21 protein-coding genes are annotated in these 20,299 nt (G+C 32.2%); 10 read left to right on the forward strand and 11 right to left on the reverse strand.

The features are described 5' to 3' along the window. Nucleotides 1–115: 115 nt before the first annotated feature. Together IQ05_RS10405 and IQ05_RS10410 are read left to right on the forward strand one after the other, a co-directional pair. Nucleotides 116–931, forward strand: a complete 816-nt coding sequence (locus IQ05_RS10405) for a 2,3,4,5-tetrahydropyridine-2,6-dicarboxylate N-succinyltransferase (RefSeq protein ID WP_144892706.1) — start codon at nucleotides 116–118, stop codon at nucleotides 929–931. Between the two features lie 11 nt (nucleotides 932–942). Next, complete coding sequence (locus tag IQ05_RS10410; protein ID WP_144892708.1) at nucleotides 943–2,064, forward strand: glycosyltransferase family 4 protein; 1,122 nt, start codon at nucleotides 943–945, stop codon at nucleotides 2,062–2,064. Here IQ05_RS10410 and IQ05_RS10415 read toward each other — a convergent pair. Both IQ05_RS10415 and IQ05_RS10420 read right to left on the reverse strand, forming a co-directional pair. Beyond that, a complete protein-coding gene (locus IQ05_RS10415; protein WP_144892710.1) occupies nucleotides 2,030–2,809 on the reverse strand; it encodes a glycosyltransferase family 2 protein in 780 nt (259 codons plus the stop codon). The genes IQ05_RS10410 and IQ05_RS10415 overlap by 35 nt on opposite strands. 28 nt (nucleotides 2,810–2,837) lie before the next feature. After that, complete coding sequence (locus IQ05_RS10420; RefSeq protein WP_144892713.1) at nucleotides 2,838–3,569, reverse strand: lipopolysaccharide kinase InaA family protein; 732 nt, start codon at nucleotides 3,567–3,569, stop codon at nucleotides 2,838–2,840. A 289-nt stretch (nucleotides 3,570–3,858) separates the two neighbouring features. Between IQ05_RS10420 and IQ05_RS10425 the strand changes: the two genes are divergently transcribed. Together IQ05_RS10425 and IQ05_RS10430 are read left to right on the forward strand one after the other, a co-directional pair. After that, nucleotides 3,859–4,650 carry a glycosyltransferase family 2 protein gene (locus IQ05_RS10425; RefSeq protein WP_144892715.1) on the forward strand — a complete coding sequence of 264 codons (792 nt, stop codon included), beginning with the start codon at nucleotides 3,859–3,861 and terminating at the stop codon, nucleotides 4,648–4,650. Between the two features lie 4 nt (nucleotides 4,651–4,654). Continuing rightward, nucleotides 4,655–5,455, forward strand: coding sequence for a glycosyltransferase family 2 protein (locus tag IQ05_RS10430; protein ID WP_144892717.1), 801 nt, complete (start codon nucleotides 4,655–4,657; stop codon nucleotides 5,453–5,455). Between the two features lie 149 nt (nucleotides 5,456–5,604). On the opposite strand, the gene IQ05_RS10435 is transcribed toward IQ05_RS10430, so the two are convergent. The 3 genes from IQ05_RS10435 to gmd are packed head-to-tail and all read right to left on the reverse strand — an operon-like array spanning nucleotide 5,605 to nucleotide 8,480. Next, nucleotides 5,605–6,432 carry a glycosyltransferase family 2 protein gene (locus tag IQ05_RS10435; RefSeq protein ID WP_144892719.1) on the reverse strand — a complete coding sequence of 276 codons (828 nt, stop codon included), beginning with the start codon at nucleotides 6,430–6,432 and terminating at the stop codon, nucleotides 5,605–5,607. A gap of 24 nt (nucleotides 6,433–6,456) precedes the next feature. Then, a complete protein-coding gene (locus tag IQ05_RS10440; RefSeq protein WP_144892721.1) occupies nucleotides 6,457–7,374 on the reverse strand; it encodes a GDP-L-fucose synthase family protein in 918 nt (305 codons plus the stop codon). Nucleotides 7,375–7,388: 14 nt separating this feature from the next. Further along, a complete protein-coding gene (gene gmd, locus IQ05_RS10445) occupies nucleotides 7,389–8,480 on the reverse strand; it encodes a GDP-mannose 4,6-dehydratase (RefSeq protein ID WP_144892723.1) in 1,092 nt (363 codons plus the stop codon). 552 nt (nucleotides 8,481–9,032) lie between these two features. On the opposite strand from gmd, the gene IQ05_RS10450 reads away from it, so the two are divergent. The 5 genes from IQ05_RS10450 (at nucleotide 9,033) to IQ05_RS10470 (ending at nucleotide 13,427) form a co-directional block, all read left to right on the forward strand. Then, a complete protein-coding gene (locus IQ05_RS10450; protein WP_144892724.1) occupies nucleotides 9,033–9,602 on the forward strand; it encodes an L-threonylcarbamoyladenylate synthase in 570 nt (189 codons plus the stop codon). 67 nt (nucleotides 9,603–9,669) lie between these two features. Further along, nucleotides 9,670–11,097: a CCA tRNA nucleotidyltransferase gene (locus IQ05_RS10455; RefSeq protein ID WP_144892726.1), complete on the forward strand. Its 1,428-nt coding sequence runs from the start codon at nucleotides 9,670–9,672 to the stop codon at nucleotides 11,095–11,097. Between the two features lie 60 nt (nucleotides 11,098–11,157). Then, nucleotides 11,158–12,180, forward strand: coding sequence for a COX15/CtaA family protein (locus IQ05_RS10460; protein WP_144892728.1), 1,023 nt, complete (start codon nucleotides 11,158–11,160; stop codon nucleotides 12,178–12,180). A 52-nt stretch (nucleotides 12,181–12,232) separates the two neighbouring features. Next, complete coding sequence (locus IQ05_RS10465; protein WP_144892730.1) at nucleotides 12,233–13,006, forward strand: CDP-alcohol phosphatidyltransferase family protein; 774 nt, start codon at nucleotides 12,233–12,235, stop codon at nucleotides 13,004–13,006. Nucleotides 13,007–13,244: 238 nt separating this feature from the next. Then, nucleotides 13,245–13,427, forward strand: a complete 183-nt coding sequence (locus tag IQ05_RS10470) for a CsbD family protein (RefSeq protein WP_086453503.1) — start codon at nucleotides 13,245–13,247, stop codon at nucleotides 13,425–13,427. A gap of 105 nt (nucleotides 13,428–13,532) precedes the next feature. On the opposite strand, the gene IQ05_RS10475 is transcribed toward IQ05_RS10470, so the two are convergent. The 6 genes from IQ05_RS10475 to IQ05_RS10500 form a co-directional block, all read right to left on the reverse strand. Beyond that, entirely contained in the window at nucleotides 13,533–14,300 is a 768-nt protein-coding gene (locus IQ05_RS10475; protein WP_144892732.1) for a LytR/AlgR family response regulator transcription factor, read from the reverse strand. Nucleotides 14,301–14,373: 73 nt separating this feature from the next. Then, nucleotides 14,374–14,682, reverse strand: a complete 309-nt coding sequence (locus tag IQ05_RS10480; protein WP_144892734.1) for a 2TM domain-containing protein — start codon at nucleotides 14,680–14,682, stop codon at nucleotides 14,374–14,376. Nucleotides 14,683–14,684: 2 nt separating this feature from the next. Then, nucleotides 14,685–14,999: a 2TM domain-containing protein gene (locus IQ05_RS10485; protein ID WP_144892736.1), complete on the reverse strand. Its 315-nt coding sequence runs from the start codon at nucleotides 14,997–14,999 to the stop codon at nucleotides 14,685–14,687. Continuing rightward, nucleotides 14,990–16,321: a 2TM domain-containing protein gene (locus tag IQ05_RS10490; protein ID WP_144892738.1), complete on the reverse strand. Its 1,332-nt coding sequence runs from the start codon at nucleotides 16,319–16,321 to the stop codon at nucleotides 14,990–14,992. The genes IQ05_RS10485 and IQ05_RS10490 overlap by 10 nt, the downstream gene beginning before the upstream one ends. Before the next feature lie 52 nt (nucleotides 16,322–16,373). After that, complete coding sequence (locus tag IQ05_RS10495; RefSeq protein ID WP_144892988.1) at nucleotides 16,374–16,994, reverse strand: hypothetical protein; 621 nt, start codon at nucleotides 16,992–16,994, stop codon at nucleotides 16,374–16,376. A gap of 279 nt (nucleotides 16,995–17,273) precedes the next feature. Continuing rightward, nucleotides 17,274–19,433, reverse strand: coding sequence for a TonB-dependent receptor (locus IQ05_RS10500; RefSeq protein ID WP_144892740.1), 2,160 nt, complete (start codon nucleotides 19,431–19,433; stop codon nucleotides 17,274–17,276). 287 nt (nucleotides 19,434–19,720) lie between these two features. On the opposite strand from IQ05_RS10500, the gene IQ05_RS10505 reads away from it, so the two are divergent. Further along, entirely contained in the window at nucleotides 19,721–20,287 is a 567-nt protein-coding gene (locus IQ05_RS10505; protein ID WP_144892742.1) for a sugar O-acetyltransferase, read from the forward strand. The last annotated feature ends 12 nt before the right edge of the window (nucleotides 20,288–20,299 follow it).

Genomic DNA, 20,299 nt, shown 5'->3' on the forward strand with positions numbered 1-20,299 from the left:
AAAAATATCATGAAATAATACCCCAAATTAAAGTTAGATCTGTAACATTTTAGTCTGTTTTTAACTGTTTTGCTTTAGGCTAAAAATCCTATCTTTGCCAAAAAATCATTAAAAGATGAATCCATTACAAACAATTATAGAGCAAGCTTGGGAAAATCGTGCCTTGTTACAAGAAACCCCAACAACAGATGCTATTAGAGAAGTTATAGAACTTTTAGACTCAGGGAAATTACGTGTTGCAGAACCTATTGCTGAAGGATGGCAAGTAAACGAATGGGTAAAAAAAGCAGTGGTAATGTATTTCCCTATTCAAAAAATGGAAACTTGGGAATCTGGAATTTTTGAGTACCACGATAAAATGCTATTAAAAAGAAACTATGCCGAAAAAGGAATTCGTGTAGTACCAAATGCTGTAGCGCGTTATGGAGCTTACATTTCAAGCGGTGTAATTTTGATGCCTAGTTATGTGAATATTGGCGCTTATGTTGACGAGGGAACTATGGTAGATACCTGGGCTACAGTAGGAAGTTGTGCACAAATTGGTAAAAACGTTCACTTAAGTGGTGGTGTAGGAATAGGTGGTGTACTTGAGCCATTACAAGCAGCTCCAGTAATCATAGAAGATGGGGCTTTTATTGGCTCTCGTTGTATTGTAGTTGAGGGTGTGCATGTTGGGAAAGAAGCCGTTCTTGGTGCTAATGTGTGCCTAACCGCATCTACAAAAATTATTGATGTTACCGGAGAAACTCCAGTTGAAATGAAAGGATACGTTCCAGCTCGTTCTGTAGTAATTCCAGGAAGTTATACAAAATCATTTCCTGCAGGTGATTTTCAAGTGCCTTGTGCCCTAATTATTGGAACCCGCAAACCATCAACAGATTTAAAAACATCATTAAATAATGCTTTACGTGAATATGACGTAGCAGTTTAAATAAGTATCAGATGAATATTGGCTTTGAAGCAAAAAGAATCTTTCATAACAAAACAGGACTTGGTAACTATAGTCGTGATTTGATACGCTTACTAAGCCAATATTATCCTGATAATACCTATAACTTGTACAATCCAAAAAAGGCAACAAAAACATTATTTGAAACTAATAACATCAATGTTGTAGAGAAAAAACCTCAGTCTCCTTTTTACCAAAAATTTTATAATTTATGGAGACAAAAAGGAGTTGTAAAGGATTTAACAAAAGATGGCATTACGATTTTTCATGGTTTATCTGGTGAAATCCCGTCTGGACTAAACTACGCTAATATAAAAAGTGTGGTTACCATTCACGATCTTATTTTTGTAAAATTTCCAAATTTATATTCCTTTTTTGATCGCAAAATTCACTTTTATAAATTCAACAAAGCTGCGCATCAAGCAGATGTGGTTATAGCAATTAGTGAACAAACAAAAGATGATATTGTTGAGTTTTTAAAAATTGATGCTTCAAAAATAAAAGTAATTTATCAAGGATGCCACGCTGTTTTCAAAAAAGAATTCACTGAGAGCGATAAAAAAAAGGTTGTATCAAAATACAATCTGCCAAAAGAATTTATTCTCAACGTGGGTACTATTGAAACTAGAAAAAATATTTTACTAGCTGTTAAAACACTCCATAATATAAATACTTGTTTAGTAATTGTAGGTAAAGAGACCGATTATGCCATTGAAGTAAAAAGCTACATCAAGAAACACAATTTAGAACAAAAAGTAATCTTCTTAAAAGGACTAACTCTTGAAGAGCTGGCTATTCTATATCAACAAGCTAAGATTTTTGTTTATCCATCTCTATATGAAGGCTTTGGAATCCCTATTATTGAAGCATTATATTCAAAAACTCCAGTAATTACAACTCAAGGTGGGGTTTTCCCAGAAGCAGGCGGACCCAATTCAGTCTATATTGACCCTACAAATGCAATAGATCTTGAAAATGCCATTCAAAAATTATTGGTAGACAAAGAGCATCGTAACAATATGATAGAAAAAGGTTTTGAATTTGTGCAAAAATTTAATGATGAAAATATAGCTCGTCAAGTTATGAACGTATACCAGGAGCTGGAGAGTGAATAGATTTACGTTGTAATTCCCACAGTTTTACATATTTTAAAAAACTTCCAATTGCTGAAAACATACTCCATACGAATCCTTGGTAACCGTTTAAAAAATTTCTGTTAAATAAATATACTTTAATAAATTCAAGAGGGAATTTGAAAAGTAGTTTGATAAAATATGTTCTTTTACCTTTTTCAAACATAAACTCTCCACTTAACAAAGCATAATTCACACATTTACTGATTCCTTTTGTCACATCTTCACTAGTGTAATGCAGCATTTCATTTTCATAACTCCTTGTTTTTCCTTGTGCTATAACAGTTTCATGTACTTTATTTTCAATAAAAAAACCGTTTTTTTTATTAAATAAGCGAAGTACAGGACGTTTATTTTCAGTTCCAAACTTAAAAACTTTACCCAAAAAAACATGTGTTCTAGGTATTGTATACCCAACAAATTCAGAAGTAAAAACCGTATTTTGAATTTCGTTTACAAGTGAATCTGAGAGAACCTCATCAGCATCAATAGATAACACCCAATCGTTTTTGGTTTGTGACAATGCAAATTGTTTTTGTTTACCAAAGTTCTCAAACTTATGAAAAATGATTTTTGCTTTGTACAACAACCCTATTTGAACAGTTTCATCGCTACTTCCTGAGTCTACTATTATAATTTCATCAGCCCAAAACAACTTTTCTAAACACCTTGCAATGTTTTGATTCTCGTTAAGAGTAATGATAAAAACAGATATCTTTTGGTTCATTTGATAGCACTATAAAAGGAAAATAAAATTATTTTTTCCAAAATTTGAGTCGCTTTTTTAAAGCTTGTTTTTTGTAAAAATGGGTGTAAAACTCTTTTGTGTATTGCATCATTGTAGAAAATACCTTTTCTTCTGGCTGTCCATAAAGCTTGGCATATTCATTACTAATAACCTGAATCATTTTTTCATCTGGTGTAAGTTTATGCATATTACGCATTCTTTTTTCAAATGACATTGTAGCATGAAACTTCATCCTATTTAAATCAACCAAATAAAAGTTATAATTGCCATCAGCATCAACTTTTACAAGAGTATTTGCTTGTGAATGATCTAAAAATTCAATCCCTTCTTCATGCAATTTAAACGTAAACTGAGCAATACCTCGCAACATTTTATCTTTGTCTAAATGAGGGAGATCATGAAAAATACTTTCAAAAGTAAAATCGTGATTTAAATGTTCGGATACATAATAACTATCTCGTAATAAAACACCTTTAAAATTTTCCTTGTAAGCAATAGGTTTTGGAGTACCAATGCCTTTCTTACTCAAAATAGAAGCATTTTCAAATGACCGTTTGGCCTTTGACTTTCGAAAATATTTATAAATAAAACCATTTAAAATAATGGGGATTTTAAATGATTTAATGTTAATAATTTCTCCATTGTAGCTAAAAGTTTTTATCGTATTGCGTTTCCCACCAAAGAAAATTGTTCCTGTTTGGGAAAAGTTTTTAATGATTGCTTGTAATTCTTCGTCCATTTGACAAATATATTAAACTGAAATGTATTACCGAATGTATAAATTATTTTTCTTATTGAGTTCAAATGTTTTTGAACTCGAACTTAAATCAAGAAAACGCAGTACTTTCGTATATTAATAATGCTCAAGCAAGTTCAAATCTTATCTTAAAAGATCAATTCTATACAAAAAAGACATTCCAGAGAGATTTGATTATCTAAAAATTAAAATTACATTTGCTTTATTAACAATAAAAAGACACGTTACAATAATGTAATTGATGGTGTTTTACTAGAGTTTAATTTAAAATATGCCACAACCTACAATCAGCTTAATTATTTCAACCTACAACTGGGAAAGCGCGCTTTATTTATGTTTGTCAAGTGTATTATATCAAAAAGTACTCCCAAACGAAGTTATAATAGCTGATGATGGTTCCTGTGAACGAACTCGAGATGTTGTTGCCTTTTTCCAAAAAAAATTCCCTGTGCCATTACATCACGTTTGGCAGGAGGACAATGGTTTTCAATTGGCAAAAATTAGAAACAAAGCAATAAAGAAAGCACAGTTTGAATACGTCATTCAAGTTGATGGAGATCTTATTTTAGACAAAAATTTCATAAAAGATCATCTGAAATTTGCTAAGAAAGAACATTTTGTTAGAGGCAGCAGAACAAGAATGGGAATTAGTTTGTCTCAAAAACTATTAGAAACAAAATCAATACACTTTTCACTTTTTAATAGTGATATCAAAAATCGTTTTAACGGATTTAGAAACTATTATATTGCTAAACTACTTGCAACACCTCAGCAAAATTCTAGAAAAATGCTGGGCTGCAATATGGCCTATTGGAGAGAAGATGCTTTAAAAATAAATGGTTATGAAAATAATCTTATCGGTTGGGGACATGAAGATGAAGAATTTGCAACTCGATTGATAAACAACTCGGTTTACAAAATTAAAATGAAACATTACGGTTTTGTTAACCATATCTATCATCCCGAACGCGCACGAGAAAATGAAGTTGGACATAATGATTTAATACAAGAAGTGATTTCAAGCAATAAAAAAAAAGCTACCAACGGAATTAACGAATTATAATAAAATGACAGTTTCATTAATAATAGCTACCTACAACTGGCCTGAAGCACTACTTTTAGTATTGAAAAGTATTGAAAAACAATCTGTTTTACCTAATGAAATCCTGATTGCAGATGATGGATCAAGAGAGGAAACTAAAAACTTAATTTCAGCCTTTAGCAAAAATTCAAGACTAAATGTAATTCATATTTGGCATGAAGATCAAGGTTTTCGACTTGCCAAAATAAGAAACAAAGCCATAGCAAATGCAAAATTTGAATACATCATACAAGTTGATGGCGACGTTATTTTGCACAAAAATTATATTAAAGATCACGTAACAAATGCCAAGAAAAACAGTTTTTTAACCGGACCTCGGGTATTACTCTCAAAGGAAACTACGATCAAAACGTTAAAAAATGAAACTATTTTTTTTAATCCTTTTTCAAAAAAAATAAAAAACAGATTCAATGCCGTATATTTTCCTTTAGTAAATTATTTTATTGACTCGAAAACTGAACCTATTGAAAAATTAATATTTAAAGTTAGAGGGTGTAACATGAGCTTTTGGCGTAACGATTTACTCGAAGTTAACGGCTATGACGAACAGTTTACCACTTGGGGAAGAGAAGACTCAGAAATTGCTTCACGACTAATAAAAAAAGGAGTTGGTTTAAAAAAATTAAGATTAGCAGGAATTCAATATCATCTACATCACAATGAGCAAGATAAAAACAACATTGGACAAAATAATGCTATATTAGACAAGAATAAGTCAACATCTTCATTTTGGTGCGAAAATGGAATTGTAAAAGAAAATAAATAAACTTTAACGTAAATAAACTTAATACTTTCTAAATTCATAAAACATTAAATTTATTGTTCTTTTTATCTTAAATTAAAATTAAAGGGAGATAGTCAATACTAATATAACACAAAAAAGGCCTGTCATTTTATAAAAATAAAGACCTCATTTTAGTATTCTTTCTTTAACTTAGGGATAAATAATAGCAATAAGTTCATTACTCCTTTTAAAATTAACCATGTAATTTTATGTTGCTTGATGTGTAAAAAATGCTGAAATCTTTTGGAATTAAAATCTATTTTATTTTCATATTGACTTATAAAAGCAGAGAAATATTTTTGATATGTTTGATTTCTTTCCTCTTGAATTATTTTTGCAAATTTTGGATCATAAGAAATCCCATTACAATCAAAAACAGAAACCACTTTATTTAAATATTTATATGGCACATTTTTATAGCAATGTGTATATACAAAAAATTCCCAGTCTGAAGAGACTTTAAAATTTTCATTATAATAAAAATGCTCGTCAAAAAGCTTTTTTCTTATAAAAGTAGATTGGTGACTTATAGTCCGGTAATAAAAAAAAGTAAAATCTAATTTTTCAGGATATTTTATTATTTTTTTATGTTGATCATGCCTAGAATTATAATTATCCCCATAATAAACATCAAACTCATCATTCAGCATTGGTGTAATCTCCTCTAAAACAGAGTCGTTACTAAAACAATCACCTCCATTCATAAAAATAACAAACTCCCCTTTAGAAGCTCTTATTCCTTTGTTCATTGCATTGTAAATTCCTGCATCAGGTTCACTAATCCAAAATGAAATTTTATCTTGATATTTTTTTATAACATCCTTACTACCATCTGTACTTCCTCCGTCTATTATAATAAATTCAAAATCTTTCCAAGATTGATTTATAACACTTTTAATTGTTTTCTCTAAGCCTTCCTTTTCATTATAATTAACCGTAATTATCGATATTTTACTCATCTTAAAAATTAAATCTGAATTAAATTAAAATTTCTCATTATAAACTTTCGTTATTCCTTCTCTAAGTTCGATAGAATATTTCCAACCCAAACTATTTAATTTAGTCGTATCAGTAAGCTTTCTAGGTGTACCGTCAGGCTTTGTAACATCAAAGACAACATTACCTTTAAAACCAACAATATCCTTTATTAAAAAGGCTAAATCAGAAATAGAAATTTCTTTACCCGAGCCAATATTTACAAATCCTTTATCATTATAATTTTGCATTAAATACACACAAGCATTGGCCATATCTGATGCGTGTAAAAATTCTCTTAATGGATTTCCTGACCCCCAAACAAGTACTTCTTTTTCATTGTTTTGTTTTGCTTCATGAAATTTTCGCAATAATGCTGGTAATACATGAGAATTTTGCAAGTCATAATTATCATTAAATCCGTATAAATTGGTTGGCATTACAGATATGAAATTACAACCGTATTGATCTCGGTAAGCGTCACACATTTTTATACCTGCAATTTTTGCAATAGCATACGGTTCATTCGTTTCTTCTAAAATCCCTGTTAAGAGGTACTCTTCTTTCAAAGGTTGTGGTGCCATTTTTGGATAAATACAGGTAGATCCAAGAAAAAGCAATTTCTTTACACCTGTTTTATAACTTTGATGAATGACATTACTTTGAATGAGAATATTTTCATAAATAAAATCAGCTCTGTACGTATTATTAGCGATTATACCACCCACTTTTGCAGCGGCAAGAAAAACGTACTCCGGCATTTCGATTTCGAAAAAACGGGCAACAGCATTTTGATCGATTAAGTTTAGTTCAACTGACGTCCTAGTAATAATATTAGTGAATCCCTTATTTTCTAAATCTTTAACAATTGCACTACCTACCATCCCACGATGCCCAGCTACATATATTTTTGAATTGAGTTTCATATTTTTTTGAATAACTATTGTTTAAAATTTTTAAAATATTTTTCTTTTTTAAAAATTTCTAAATCAGATTGCATCATTTCGCTAACCAACATATTTAAGGTGTATTTTGGAGACCAACCTAATTTTGTTCTTGCTTTTGTATTATCTCCAATTAGCAATTCAACTTCTGTTGGCCTGAAATAAACAGGATCGATTTTAACTACAATTTGTCCTACTTTAAAAGTATAATCTGGGTTAGAAGTAGATCTTACTGTACCCGTTTCGTTAATACCTTCTCCATTAAAATCCAATTCTACTCCAACTTCCCTAAAGGCCATTGTAATAAACTCTCGAACTGTGGTTGTTACACCTGTAGAGATAACAAAGTCCTCAGGCATATCTTGCTGTAATATCAACCACATAGCCTCTACATAATCCTTGGCGTGCCCCCAATCTCTTTGAGAATCTATATTACCCATATATAATGTATCCTGCATCCCTAATGCCATTTGAGCTACTCCACGCGTAATTTTTCTAGTTACAAAGGTCTCTCCTCTTAAAGGACTTTCATGATTGAATAAGATACCGTTGCAAGCAAACATATTATATGCTTCTCGATAATTTACTGTAATCCAATAGGCATAAAGCTTTGCAACAGCATACGGAGAACGTGGGTAAAAAGGTGTAGACTCTTTTTGAGGAACTTCTTGAACTAATCCATATAACTCTGATGTTGATGCTTGATATATTTTTGTCTTATCAGTCAATCCTAGTAGTCTTACAGCATCAAGGATTCTTAAAGTACCAATTCCGTCAGCATTTGCTGTATATTCTGGTATATCAAAACTCACTTTTACGTGGCTCATTGCACCCAAATTATATATTTCATCCGGTTGTGTTTCTTGAATAATACGAATCAAGTTTGTAGAATCGCTCAAATCACCATAATGCAATTTAAAATGCTGATTATCCACATGAGGATCTTCATAAATATGATCAATTCTTTGTGTATTAAATAAAGAACTTCTCCTTTTTATACCGTGAACCATGTAACCTTTAGATAATAATAATTCAGCTAAATATGCACCGTCTTGCCCCGTAATACCTGTTACTAATGCTACTTTCATATTTTTATATTTTTTTATTGCTATTTCTATATTTAATCTCAATTTCACAAAATTAATTACAAGCAACTTTAGAAATTGTACTAAACAAATAATGTTTCGTAAATAATCATGTCAAATAAATTTAAAGAAAATTATAAGAATGCTTTTTTAAATTAAAACATCTATTTAACAATAATTTTCATCTAAATAAATAATTTAACAATTACGCAAATGTAGTTTTATTTAGTAAAGAAACAATTTTAATAAATAACAAAAAGATACCTATTTAAACTAATAAAAACTAATCTACTTGCGAATATTCAATCACTATTACTAAAAATTATCATAATAACTAAAAAAAATCTGTGTAAACATTTTATTAAATACCATACATATTTTACTAAATCAACATCAAAAAATTTTAACCAAGTAGTTTTATATTTATGAAAATCTTATATTTCCTTTTATGATGTTATACTTATAATACATTAGCGGAAGAGACCTATAGTATAATAATAATTTTTATTCGTTCCTTTGCAAAGTATAAAATTGTCACTCATATTTTAAATAAAAATGGAAAATCTTAACGAAGAAATACATAACGCTTTCGAAATTATTAAAGATGGCGGAATTATCCTTTATCCTACAGACACCGTTTGGGGCATAGGTTGTGACGCCACAAATCCAGAAGCTGTCGCCAAAATATACAAACTCAAACAAAGAGCTGAGACACAAAGCATGATTGTTTTGATGAACGGAGAAAAAATGATGTACAATGTTTTTAAGGATATTCCTGAAGTAGCCTGGCAAATTATTGATCTGTCCGAAAAACCTACGACCATAATCTTAGACAAACCAAGAAATGTAGCTCCAAATTTAGTTTCGGGAGACAACTCATTGGGAATCCGCATTGTAAAAGAGCCATTTTGCTTCAAATTGATGGAAAAGATGAGAAAGCCACTGGTTTCAACATCAGCAAATATCTCCGGACAACCTACTCCTATTGCATTTAAAGATATTAGTCCAGAAATTATAAAAGGTGTGGACTATGTTGTAAATTTGCATCGCGAAAAAATCGCCGGTAAACCTTCGACAATTATAAAACTGACGAACGATTCTCAGGTGAAAGTAATTCGAAAATAGTTTGCAGTATTCAGTTTCTAGTTTTCAGTTTAACAACTTTAGACTTTAGACTTTAAACATTTTTAAAATGAGCATTAAAACTTCATATAAAGAAGCCTTAAATAAAAAAATTTTCGAGGTAATCTCTCACGCTTCTCAAGAACTTAACGTAGATAGTTACGTAATTGGTGGTTTTGTTAGAGATTTACTTTTGAAGAGAGACTTTAAAAAAGACATAGATATTGTTGCCGTGGGCAGCGGAATTGAGTTGGCTTTAAAAGTATCTCAATTACTTCCAAATAAGCCAAAGGTTCAGGTTTTCAAAACATACGGAACGGCAATGTTGCGGTTTGAAGACACCGAAATTGAGTTTGTGGGTGCTCGAAAAGAATCCTATCAGTCTGATAGTCGCAATCCTATTGTTGAAAATGGTACGCTTCAAGATGATCAAAACCGACGCGATTTCACAATCAATGCACTTGCCTTAGCTTTGAACAAAGATAATTTTGGAGAATTACTAGACCCCTTTAACGGTCTTGAAGATTTAAAAAACAAAATAATTAGAACACCCTTGGATCCAGATATTACTTTTTCTGATGATCCGTTGCGTATGTTGAGAGGCATTCGTTTTGCGAACCAATTGGGCTTTGATATAGAAGAAAATTCGTTTCAATCCATCACAAAGAACGCAGAGCGAATCAAAATCATATCTGGAGAGCGCATCGTGGATGAATTGAATAAAATACTTTCAACAGATCAACCTTCAATCGGATTTTTACATTTGTTCAAAACAGGGCTTTTGGATATTATTCTTCCCGAGTTAACGGCTTTGAACCAAGTTGAAGAAATAGAAGGTCACACCCACAAAAATAATTTCTACCACACGCTGGAAGTGGTTGACAATATTTGTCCCAACACGGATGACGTTTGGCTCCGCTGGTCTGCGTTGTTGCACGATATAGGAAAAGCTCCAACAAAACGTTTTAATAAAAAACAAGGTTGGACATTTCACGGACATGAATTCCTAGGAGGAAAAATGGCAAAAAAAATATTTGAACGTTTGCACATGCCTCTTAACCATAAAATGAAGTTTGTTCAAAAAATGGTCATGATGAGTTCGCGTCCAATTGTTTTGTCACAAGACACGGTTACAGATTCTGCTGTGCGCCGCTTGGTGTTTGATGCTGGTGAGGACGTAGAAAACTTAATGACACTGTGCGAAGCGGATATCACAACAAAAAACCCAAACAAATTTAAAAAGTACCACAAAAACTTTGAAATAGTTCGAAAAAAAATTGTGGAAGTTGAGGAACGTGATCAAGTACGTAATTTTCAACCGCCAATATCTGGTGAGGAAATTATGGAACATTTTAACATTAAACCCTCTAGGGAAATTGGCCTCATAAAAGAAGCCATAAAAGAGGCAATTCTTGAGGGTGAAATCCCAAACGAATATGATGCAGCTTTTGATTTTATGCTAAAAAAAGCATCTAAATTAGGTTTAGTCAAAGTTTAACTATTGTCTAGTGACCTACTCCATAGAAATGAGATAATTTTACAACAAAATAGAATTCCTGTGCAAAAATACTTTCTAAAATCCGCAAAAATAGCTCTCGTTTTAGTTTATCTAGTCATCTTTGCAGGTGCCTTTGTTCGATTAACTGGTTCAGGAATGGGCTGCCCAGACTGGCCGAAATGTTTTGGGTATTACATTCCACCAACAGACCAAAAAGAGCTTCTTTTTACACCGAATAAGGAGTATAATAGAGGACAAGTAATCATAAAAGAAGAATCGTTATTAGTTGCTAAGGAGGATTTTGTTGCTAAAGAAAATTTTGAAACATCCAATTGGGTACCTTATCAAAAACATGATTATGCAGTTTTTAATCCCATTCATACTTGGGTTGAATACATCAACCGCCTCCTAGGGGCGTTAGCGGGCATAGCTTGTATAATAACACTAGTTCTCTCCTCTGGTTATAGAAAAAAACAAAAGAGCCTTATTTACTTATCCTTTATAGTCTGCTTATTGATGGCATTTCAGGCTTGGCTCGGTAAAACAGTGGTAGATTCTGTACTTAGTCCGTATAAAATTACCACACACATGCTCGCTGCTTTGTTAATCCTAGCCATTCAACTTGTGGTTATTTACAGCGTGAAAACAAATGACAAAACTGTTACTTTTAATACCAAATTTAATGCCCTTTTACTCTTAGCACTAGTTCTTACTCTTGTTCAAATTGTATTGGGTACAGATGTTAGAGAACAAGTAGATATTATTTCAAAAACAGGAGCTCCAGAGGTCATGTGGCTCCAAAATCCAACTGTTATATTCTACATTCACAGATCTTTTTCGATACTTGTGTTTGCGCTAAACGGTTATTTATTCTACATAAACAGGAAATTAAATCTAAATGCGAGCAAACTAAATTGGGTTATGTTTTTGCTTTTCGTCGAAATTCTTACTGGTATAAGTATGTATTATTTTGATTTTCCTTTTGGTACACAAACTATCCATATCGTTATAGCAACCCTACTTTTTGGGGTTCAATTTTACCTGGTTTTAGAGTCTTATTCGCAAAGAAAAAAACAACTTTAAAATCCGTCCTTGACTATATTGTCACATCTATTTTTGCTTACTAATTATTAAAATGTCTAAACTTGCAGCTCAAGATAAATTTTTAGATTTATCAGATTACGGGAGATTTTTCGGAAGATTTCTTGCCAACCAATTAAAAGATACACGCTTCACTCCCATTCATGTTACACTCCTTTTTGGCATTTCTGGACTACTTGCCATTTACAGTATTTTGCAAGGACATTACTTTTGGGCGGCCTTTTTTTTAATCTTAAAATCAGGAATTGATGCTGCCGATGGTGAGCTTGCCAGATTAAAAAAAACACCTTCTTACACGGGTAGATATCTTGACAGTGTGTTTGATATTATATTGAATTTTTTATTTTTAATGACTATTTGCTATGTCTCTAAAACTACTTTACTTCCTACAATTTTAGCGTTTATTGGTATTCAATTACAAGGCACATTATACAATTATTACTATGTTATTTTACGAACAAAATCAGTAGGAGGAGATACAACGAGTAAAATTTTTGAACATAAATCTCCGCGTGCATTACCAGGAGAAAGTCAAAAATCAGTTGATATTCTATTTACCATCTACACTGTAGTTTATGGAGTTTTTGATAAAATAATTCATGCTCTTGATCCTGATGCATACAAAGTAAAAACATTTCCAAACTGGTTTATGACCTTGCTTTCTATTTACGGATTAGGTTTTCAATTGTTAATTATTGCTACTTTACTTGCTCTTGATTGCATAGAGTATATTATTCCCTTCTTTATCTTTTACACTGCATTTATTTTGGTATTAATCGGTATTAGAAAACTTGTTTTTAAGGCATAAACCCACTATAGACAATATCTATATGCATTTATTAAAAATCACATTACCATTGTTTTAAAACAAAATACCTATAGCTATAATTTAACAACTTATTTCAATTCAACGCATTTTGGCAGCAAGTATTAAATACTATTAGCTATTGGAATTATACAATACATTTAAAGAATTGTATAACATTCAAACAGCTTAATTTTACCAAATTTGTGAATAACAAATAGTAATTTTAAAATTAGATATTATGCCAAATTCAAATGAAATTAAGGGTACTTGGAATGAGTTAAAAGGAAAACTGAAACAAAAATTTGCCGATCTTACTGAAGATGATTTATTGTACGAAGAGGGTAAAGAAGATGTTATGTGGGGTAAATTACAACAAAAATTAGGCAAGACAGAAAAAGAAATTAAATCTTTACTTGACTAGTTTTTGATTACATGAACAAGTGTTTACAGTACTATTTTTAAAATATTCTTGATTTGAATTCTTTTTAAAAACAGTACTATAAACACTTTTTTTAGGACTACAAATTTATCCTATCCAAGTCTTAAAATCAGATACTTTTTCACGACTCACAATAACGTCATCTTCTTTGTAAGTTGGTAAAATAACTTTCAATCTGGAATTGCTATAAAGAACAATTTCTTTGATTGCCTTCATGGGAATTATGAACTTTCTGCTAATTCTGAAAAAATCTTTTGGATCTAATTCTTCTTCTAAATTTTCTAACGTAACATCAATTAAATAATTTCTGTTATCATACGTGTGAATGTAGGTTCCTTTATTTTCACTAAAAAAACATTCAATTTCATCTATAGAAATCACTTTTAAATGTTGCCCTATTTTTACCGTAAAACGCTTTTTAAAGTTTTTTTCAAAAGGGTTAGCCAGCATTTTTTTGATTTGTTCAAAATCAATAGCAAGGTTTTGAACAGCTACTTCTTTTTTAGGCAAAAGCGATTTAAATTTGGCAACAGCCACTTCTAAATCATCTTCATCAATAGGTTTCAACAAGTAGTCAATACTATTCAATTTAAAAGCTCTCAATGCATATTCATCATAAGCCGTTGTAAAAATTACAGCACTTTTAATTTCAACTTTTTCAAAAATTTCAAATGACAATCCATCCGATAGTTGAATATCCAGAAAAATCAAATCAGGATGTTCGTTGTTAGAAAACCACTCTAATGCTTCCTCTACAGAATGAAGCATTACCTCAACCGCTAAACTTAATTTCTCAAGTTTTCTTTGCAGTAATCTGGCAGCTGGTTTTTCGTCTTCTATAATTATTGTTGTCATTTACTATTGGTAATTTGTTAATTGAATCGTTTGCGGTTTTTGTTTGGTTGAAAACTGTGAATGAATGCTTGCTTCACTCCCATTTATTGTTTTTCTCTTTTTCCATAAGCTCTTTTATTTTGCGTTCTTCCCAATTTCGGCCTAAAACTATTGCAGGCAAAAACACAGATAAACCATGAGACGCTAATCCAATTCCCCAAAATAAGGCAGTGGCAAAATTATTCCATTGAAAATAGCTTTCGCCAGTTTTAAGGTTTTGTGTATTCAACACTACAATCATAATGTTGATAACGATGTAAACTATAAGGTGCGTATAAAACCCCTTAATTTTTCGAACTCTTTTAAGTGCATTATCGTATGCTAATTGATCGTTTGTTGTCATGATTATTCGTAGGTATTTGTTTTATTGTTTTCTTCTTGAATGTATTGTTTTAGTTTTTTTTCTTCCCAATTCCGACCAAAAAATGGAAGCCAATTAAAGACTCTGATGGCGTGAAATAAAAGTCCAATACCCCAACTTCCAAAGGTCCAAAGAAAAAATATATGGTTTGGAGAATATCTAAAATTAATCAAGATTAGAATTCCATTTACAAGTACAAATGAAGCAAGGTGCGAATAAAACCCTTTTAACTCTTCAACTTGCTTTTTAGCGATTTGATATTGCTCAAATTCACTATTGTTTGGTTTATTTAGTTCCATTTGTTTATTTTGTTTTTGTTTAAAATTTCTTGAACTTTTTGTTCTTCCCAATTTTTGCCGTAACCAAAGGTCTCGAGTGCATGAAACGTTAATCCCATTCCCCAGCCCAAAAGCGGGAACCAAAACCATTGAAAAGGATGTGGCGAACTCAGGTTAATAATAATCAAAACAGGGATCACGATACAATACGAAATTAAGTTCCCATAAAATCCTTTTAATCTTTCTACTCTTTCTTTAGCTCTTGCGTAGGCTAAATTTTCGTTGCTAATTGTGTTAATTTCCATAGCGGCTATTTGTTTGGTTAAAATCGGAATCAGCACTTTAAAGTCTGTTTCCGTTTGTTCTACTAAAACTTTTCTTTTTGATAGCAAGGCATAACGGCTTACGATGTTTTGCAATCCTACTCCTTGACGGTCTTGTAATACTTCTTTTTTTTGCAAATTATTTTGAACTACCAAGTAATTATCCTGAATGAATATGGTAATTTGCAAGGGTTTATTCTCACTTACTACGTTGTGCTTGATGGTGTTTTCGAGTAATAACTGTAAAGATAATGGCACTACTTTAGCATCTGAATTATCAAAATCAGTTGGTAAATGAAAGGTGATGCTGTTCTCGAAACGCATTTTTAATAAATTCATATACGTTTTGGCAAAAGCCAATTCCTCGGCTACACTTACTAATTCTTTGTCTTTTTGCTCTAAAACGTAGCGGTATATTTTAGACAATGAGGTCGTAAATCGTTGAGCGTTTTCTGGATTTTCTTCAATCAAGGAACTCAAAACATTCAAACTATTGAATAAAAAATGAGGATCAATTTGATTTTTTAAACTTTCGAATTTGGCATTGGCTGTGCCAGCAATAATTTTTTGTTCTTTAACTTTATTCTCATTGTACGCTTTGTAAAACGAAATCGCGTGAACCGAAAGCGTGATGAAAAAAGTAATAATGATTGCAAATACATATTTTGACGGTTTTTCGTTTGCCAAAAAGTATTCAAATGTTTGATTTTCGAAAACTACAACTTCAAAAACATGCATCAAGAAAATAACCAGCAACGATACTAAAAAGGAACCTATGAACCCTGTCACTAATCTCTTAATTGAAAAACGATCCGTAAAATAAGAGTCTAATTTTACAAACAAAACTGCATTTGCCGCATAAAGTGAAAACGTATACAGGGCGGTAAACAAGAACTGGGTTACTAAATGGTGATCTAGTTTTACAGTGCTCCCCATGACTATGTTGATGATTTGCATAATAACAAATATCAACACGGTGAGTTTAATTACTTTTTGCAATTGTTTATAAAGTATGTTCATTTTAAGTATTGTTTTGTATCAAGCCAGATTCAGCAAAGTCAATTGATGTTGTTTATTTACAATTTTTTTGAGCAATTTGAGCTCTCTCTAATCCCCATGAAGGTGAAAAAACTGTTTCAGGCTTAAAAGTAGCAAAAAGTCCAATAGCTTTTTCAATTTGCGCACACATTGGTTTGGTATCGGTTCCCCAAAATTTCGCTCCGCCTATTTCAAATTCGGCTTTACAAAATACAACTCTTGGGTTTTCAGGAGCAATGGCCTTTGCTTTTCCATACAATTCCATTACGGGTCCAGCTAATTTTTGTCCGTTTGTCATGGGATCAAATGCAATCCAGGCAGTATGAATCATGGCTTGAACTACAAGCAACTCTGCGTTATTAGGGTTTTTATCCATTTCAATGTCTACTGCTTTCTGTGCTTTATTTAGTAGTAAACTTACCTGTTCTTTATCTTTTGTTGCAAAAGCAGCATTTGTGTTTACCAATGCCACATAATAATTAGGCAACCAGCTAGATTTTTCGGCGGCAGCAATTCTTTCAAATAAAGCCAATGCTTCGGTACTTTTTCCTTGACCCCATAATTGAAGTGCTTTGCCCATACCTTGCTCAAATTGGCCTTGAGCCGATACATAGGAACTGATAAACAATACGATGGTAACGATAATTTTAGTCATAACTTTAGTTGTTTTAATTGGATTTTGGTTCATTGTTGTTTTCATGATTTTTGATTTTAAGATTATTTGATATGATGTTTGAAACGCTTTGTTTTTAATTACACTTCAAAAGTAGATTGCTTTTAACAGCTTAAAAATTGATTCCTACCGAACTGTAGAATTTAATGGATGAGTTGTATTAATTTTAGTCGAAAGCCTTAAAGTCGAAAGTCTTAAAGTAACAAACGTATATATCTATAAGGACTTTAGACCTTTGACTTTAGGACATTATGACTGTATTTATAAATTCCTTAACTGATTGTCTTTTTTATCGTTGCTAATGGTCCAAAAGAAACCGACAAAGAAAAAACGGTCTGCTGTGGGAGTAATTTCTCTACGGTTGTAAATTCCAGCACTGTTTGGATTCTTGGCGTACTCATACCCAAAAACATTTTGAGTAGCTAAAACATTCGAAACTGAGAAGTACAAAATCTTTTGTGGACTCAATAAATAGGCCCAGTTAAAACTCAAACTGTTGTATACTTTCGTTTTTCCATTCATGAATTTTGTTTCATTTGGATTGTTGTACGGGCGACCTGAACTGTAAGAATTCGTAAATCCTATTTGTGATTTCCAGTTTGTTATAAAATATTTTGTAACAATAGACAAACTGTGATCAGCAACAAAACTTGGGGTCACTTGAGCGCTAAAATTTTTATAATCTCTCTCCGTATCGATGTACGAATAGGAAACCCAATATTCTAAGTTATTAATTGATTTTCCGTCTCTCCAAAACAAGTCCAATCCTTTTGCATATCCTAAACCTGAATTATTGAAAGTCGAATTATACAAAGGTGTTTCAGTATCAAATTTCACTAAATTGCTATACTCTTTGTAATAGGTTTCGGCACGAAATGTTTTTCCGTTTTTGTTGTACTGAAAATTTAAGATGTAATGCGATGCTTTTTCGCTTTCAAATCGATTGTTGTTCGAATATTTGACGTAATCTGCTCTTGGAGTTTGAGTAAAATTCCCATAAGCAAATGAAAACTGGCTGTTTTTGGCCATTTTATAAGCAAATGAAATTCGGGGTGCAATAGTAGTTTCATTTAGTAAATCATTATTTGCTGCTCTTAACCCTACTTTTGCTGCCCATTTTTTTGAAAATAAAACATCAATCTCACTAAAAACAGCAGCTATATTCGAAGTGTACCCATTGGTGAAAATCGAACCTGAATTATCTCTAAAATCTTCGTTGAACTGCGTCATAAAATAATCAGCCCCAAAGGAAAGTTTGATCCTTTCTGAAAAACTTTTTCTTAATTTGAATTTCAAATGGGCCGCATTTTCATCATTTACTACTTTATCAATATTCAAATTAATTTTATTGTTGCTGTAGCCATAACTCAACCCAGAAGTAAGCTGCCAGTTATTTCCAAAAACTCCTTTGTAAGACGTATTGAAATAAAAATTATTGTTGTTTAAATCCACTCTAATTTTCTCAGGAGCATTGATATTTTCCTGATTGACATCAAATTTGGAAGTATCAAAAGCGGCATATACTTTTAAAATTCCGTTGTTGAAATTATAGCGATACACCGTTTCACCAGACAAGGACTGAAATGGACTGTTCCAATCTACGTTTTGAGGAATCGCAGCTTGGTATGGAGCTAAATTAATGTAATTTGAATTCACACTTAACGAACTTTTTTTCCATTTTTGGGTATTCCCAATTCCCAATCCTACAGTCATCAAACTAATTTCTGTTTTGTTTTGGTCCGGCTCGTCCTGAGTATTAAGCAATAACACACTCGATAAAGCTTCACCATATTCTGCTGAATAGCCACCTGTAGAAAAGGATATTCCGTTGAATAAAAATGGAGAAAATCGGCCACGAGTAGGTAAATTATTAGTACTTGCACCATACGGTTGCGCTACCCGAATCCCATCTACAAAGGTTTGTGTCTCATTAGCCTCGCCACCTCGAACAAACAATCGTCCGTCCTCGCCTACTGTTTGCGTTCCTGGCAAAGTTTGTAATGCTGCAATTATATTTCCTGCAGAACCTGCTGTGGTAACAATGTCTAAGGGTTTTAAAACCGAAACTCTTGCTTTGTCTCCAGATTCTAATGTTCCTGCGGTAATAATAACGGCATCAAGAGCTGTCACACCTTCCTTTAATTTTATGGTTTTATCGACAAATGCAGCCACATTAATTACTGTTTTTGAGGTTTCGTAAATCAAAAAACTCACTACTAATGTTTGATTTCCGGTTGTTGTGGTTGTAAAACTAAAACTACCTGTTTCGTTACTTGTGGCGCCATCATAGGTTCCTTCTAAAAAAATGTTAGCTCCCGCAACGGGTTTTCCTTTTTCATCTACTACTTTACCAGAAATTGTACTTTGCGATAAAAGAAGTGTTGTAACTAATAAGCATAACAATGTGACTGTGGTTTTCATAATTATTGGTTTTTATGAAGCAAATGTATCTGAGAAAAAAAGATTGAAAAACAATTCCCTACTGAACTGTTGAAAATGGATGCTGAGTTGTACTGTTTTTAATTTTGGAGTACTTTTACAAATTAACAAAAGGCTACAACAAGTAGAAATGCATGAGGGATAGTAGTGAAAATCCTTTTATAGCCCGTTGCAAAAAGGGCTATAAAAGATTGTAACGAATAGCCCGACCGATAGTCTCGTTTTTTTGGGACGAGACTATCGGGCATGTCCAAAATAAATAACATAAGATGGAACCAAAAACGGAAAAAGAGAAGATGATTGCTGGCGAATACTATTTATCTGGTGATGCTTTGTTGATAAAAGAACGCCGAAGGGCAAAAAATTTATTGCACAGACTTAATGTAACGGAGTACCGCGTGACTAAAAAAGCGCGCGAAATCATTCAGGAATTGATTCCTAATGCGGGTTCTAATTTATATATTGAACCTCCTTTTCATTGTGATTATGGATACAATATAACGTGTGGTGATAACGTATACTTTAACGTAAACTGTGTGGTGCTGGATTGCGCTCCTGTTGTAATAGGTTCGAATGTGTTTTTTGCACCCAATGTACAAGTGTATACCGCCACGCACCCGCTTGATGCTGAATTAAGAAAAACGCTAGAAAATGCTTTGCCAATAAGCATAGGGGATGATTGCTGGATTGGCGACAATACGGTGATATGTCCTGGTGTGCGTATAGGAGATGGTTGTGTTATAGGTGCTGGATCTGTTGTGACAAAAGATATTCCGGATCACTCATTAGCGGTGGGAAATCCTGCAAAAGTGATACGAAAATTAAATGATAAGTAAAAATAAAAAAAT

Origin of the sequence: Flavobacterium tiangeerense (assembly GCF_007830355.1) — a bacterium.
Classification (GTDB): domain Bacteria; phylum Bacteroidota; class Bacteroidia; order Flavobacteriales; family Flavobacteriaceae; genus Flavobacterium; species Flavobacterium tiangeerense.